Genomic DNA, 3,570 nt, shown 5'->3' with positions numbered 1-3,570 from the left:
TGAAAGAAAAAATAAAACCGGGCGATCTCGTAATTTGCGATCAATTTGTTGATAAAACCAATAACCGAAAAAGTACTTATTTTGACGGCCCGAAAATCGTTCATATTTCCGCCGCCGAACCTTATTGCCCAAATTTGCGAAAAATAGCGGCTGATACTTGCCGAAAATTAAAAATCCCCTGTCATAAAAATGGCACAGTGGTAGTCATTGAAGGTCCAAGATTTTCCACCAAAGCTGAATCTAATTTTTATTCTAGAATGGATTGGGATGTAATAAATATGACTCAATGTCCGGAAGTAATTTTGGCTCGCGAATTGGAAATGTGCTATTTAAATATTTCGTTAGTCACCGACTATGATGCCGGTCTGCAAGGAAGACCCGATATCAAACCTGTTAACGCGCAAGAAGTTATGGAAGTTTTCCGAAACAACAACGAAAAGGTAAAAAAAATATTTTTGGAAATAATAAAAAACCTGTCTAAACAACGAAATTGTCTTTGCGGCCAAGCCTTAAAAAACGCAGTGTTATGAAAAAAATATTTAAAAAGAAAAATTGGGTTGAAGTGTTAAAAATCTGGCCTACGGTTGCTTCGCCATGCCGACCATCACCATTTGATCTAAAAATTTGGGAAAAGAAAATTCAAGAAATTTTACGACAGAATAAACAACCCAAAGCTTTAGTATTCGGCTCTACGCCTGAGATTCGCGATCTCTTGGCTAAGTATCGCATTTCGACAACGATTTTAGACATTAACCCTGGTATGGTAAAGGGATTACTAAAATTAATGAAATACAAAAAACAGCGCAAAGAAAAAATAATAATAAACAATTGGTTAAATATAAATAAGTTATTTCCAACAGGCTCTTTTGATTTAGTTTTGGGCCATTGTTTTTTCAATAATTTGCCTTGGCGGCTTCATCTTAAATTAGCCAAGAGTATTCATCCAAGTCTTAAAAAAGACGGTTACTTATTAATAGTTTCGCCGATTTTAGATAAAGAAAAACCACTTTCACCGAAACAGATTATTTCAATGTATCGGCAAAATCCGCGATATTTTGAACAATTCGCCAATCGCTGGTATTTTAGCGTTGAAAGGCTTAAAAAATTAGATTATAACAAAAAAACAAAACAAATATTTTTCAGCAAAATAAAAACAAGATTAATAAAAGAAATCAAAAAACAAAAATTGCCGACAGAAATAATTAATAAAATTTGGCCATTCGGTGTCTCGGATGTTATGAATAATTACGTCACCGCTCATCCACCTCTAAAAAATTTAGTTAAAATTTTAAAAAATTATTTCAAGGTTGAAAAAATATCTTTTAGCCCGCTTTCTAGCGGCAGGTGTTGTCCCAATTTTGTTTTAAAAAATAAATAATTCAATTATAAATTTATGACAGAAATATTTAGAAGAGAAAAAGAAATTTTTCCTAAAGACGAATCTCTGGAAAAATTATTTGGCGAAAATTTTAATTCAGAAAAAACCATTAAATTAAATTCTGATTTAGATGAAAATAATCAGCCCAAAGAACTCGGTAATTATGAAGCTCGATGGACTGAATTAAAAAATCCGGATACCGGAGAAGTTGTAGAAGGAAAGGTTTACCTTCCAAAAGGAACAAAAAATTTTAAGGAAGTTTTAATAATTGATCCCGGCTATCACGGCGACTTTGTTGTACAAGAAGCAAAATACGCCGACGATTTTGCCTGCGGCGACCGAGCAGTAGTAGTTTTACGTCATAACGGCATAAGAATTGAAGGCGAAGACGTTAAAAGTTGTATTCACTGCTCCGAAAAGACAGATTATGCCCAAGAAAAAAATCAAAAATATATAGGCAAAGATGAGGATTTTAAATGGAGTCAATCTGACAGAGAAGTTCTAACTGCTTTAAAATCTCTCGAAGTCAATATTGACCAGCTTGATAAAATTGATGTTCTTGGCCATTCTTGGGGTGGTAGAATAGCCCTTACCTCTTTAATGGATCTTAAAGAAGAAATGAATGGTTCGGGAGAAAAAGCAGAAACAGCTAAAAAAATAGCTGACAAAATTAAAAATGTGGTTTTAATGGGTGCTTGGGTTGAAAATAGGCCAGAAGTAATTAATTCCTTTCGAGAGCCTTTTAAAAGTGAAGCTGAAGGTAATTATTTTAAAAACCTGAATGTTGATGAAACAATAGATAGTATGCATAATTCCGGTAAAAGATTAAGAGAATTAACGGCAGATAAATTACCGGAAAATTTGCGCATTGTCGGTATTCATTCTATTAAAGATCAAGATATTGATTTAGAAGGAGAAACACTCCCCTTTTTCCAAAATCAGTTAAAGGGTCTTAAAAAGAAAGGTTCTATTATTTTAAAAGATTTAAAAGAATTATTACCGGAAAAAATCGGCGGACGAGAACCTGCGGTTCACGATTATCCCATAGATCAAGTAAGGGGCTGGATTAAGGAAGTTATTAAAAAAAGAGAATAAATACGGGGTTGACAAAAATCAAAAAATTTGCTATTATTAAAACATATTAAACTATAAAAATTAGCTTGAAAATAAAAAAGGGAGGAAAAAATGACTTATTCTTTTGTAGCAAGGCGCAAAGAAGTAGATAAGAAACATAGAAACATCGAGAAAGAGGCTATAAAAAAGGAAAATGTAATTCTTCGGGGAATGATTGGCAAGAAAGTTAAAATTTTTATTGAAGTGAAGGGAGGCGGATGTGGTGGCTATATGGGGTACCGACCAGCCAAAACAAATGGAATTATAGATACAGTAGGGATTTTAAAAAATATTGACCGAAACAGTCTCAAAATAAAAACTGAAAAATGTGCAACTCCGAACATGCCTTTAGATTCTTATAAAAAAGAAGAAGTACAAAGAATAGTTGTGTTATCAAAATAATTTTTTAAGGGTTGGCATAAAGATGCCAACCCTTAAACGTTACTTGGCAAAAAAATAAAATCATAGTATAATTTATAGAATTATGGCAAAAATTACTTTAAATCATAATCAATGGAAAAATTACGCTAAAAATTGGAAACCCCTTAAACCGCCGGAAAGACCGTCGTTGCAAGAAATAAAACTTTATGAAAAATGGGCTAGAAAAAAAGCTGGCGGCAAAGCCATTATTTATGGCGCCACGCCGGAATTGCGAGATTTATTGGCGAAATATAATTTTGATGTCACACTAGTGGATAGAGAACCGAATATGATTCGGGCAATGCAAGAATTGATTAAAATATCCAAAGGCGACGAAAAAATAGTTATTGCGAACTGGTTAAAAGTGCCGCTAAAAAACCATCAGTACGATTTAATTTTATGCGACCACGGTCTTCATCACATTGCTTTTAATGATTGGCCTATTTTTTTAACAGAAGCCGAAAGATTGCTAAAACCGAATGGCCATCTAACAACCAATATTATTACCATGCCGGCCTCTGACACTGCCACGATTTCCGAAATGGTCAAGGTTTATAAAAAAAATCCGAAAAAATTTAACCGCCAAGATATGTGGTATTATCACTATCGTATTTTTTGGGGACTAAAGGATTATGGAAAAGAAAAATATATGAAAAATC

General features: G+C 33.4%; 5 protein-coding genes. All 5 read left to right on the top strand.

Translation table 11 applies throughout. The features are described 5' to 3' along the window. A partial coding sequence (locus tag WCW66_06940; GenBank protein ID MFA6392439.1) for an MTAP family purine nucleoside phosphorylase occupies positions 1–530 on the top strand: 530 nt, incomplete at its 5' end. Beyond that, the gene (locus tag WCW66_06935; GenBank protein ID MFA6392438.1) at positions 527–1,378 is read left to right on the top strand and encodes a hypothetical protein; all 852 of its coding nucleotides are present in this window, start codon (positions 527–529) and stop codon (positions 1,376–1,378) included. The genes WCW66_06940 and WCW66_06935, both read left to right, overlap by 4 nt. Before the next feature lie 15 nt (positions 1,379–1,393). Beyond that, on the top strand, positions 1,394–2,473 hold the full coding sequence (locus WCW66_06930; protein ID MFA6392437.1) for a hypothetical protein: 1,080 nt from the start codon (positions 1,394–1,396) through the stop codon (positions 2,471–2,473). Positions 2,474–2,563: 90 nt separating this feature from the next. Then, entirely contained in the window at positions 2,564–2,893 is a 330-nt protein-coding gene (locus tag WCW66_06925; protein MFA6392436.1) for a hypothetical protein, read from the top strand. An 82-nt stretch (positions 2,894–2,975) separates the two neighbouring features. After that, on the top strand, positions 2,976–3,570 hold a 595-nt coding region (locus tag WCW66_06920), incomplete at its 3' end, for a class I SAM-dependent methyltransferase (protein MFA6392435.1).

The organism is Patescibacteria group bacterium (genome assembly GCA_041664365.1).
Taxonomy (GTDB): Bacteria; Patescibacteriota; Patescibacteriia; order UM-FILTER-42-10; family UM-FILTER-42-10; genus JAHJEX01.
The sequence above is the reverse complement of the archived record's forward strand: the minus strand, read 5'-3'. Positions and strand labels throughout refer to the sequence as shown.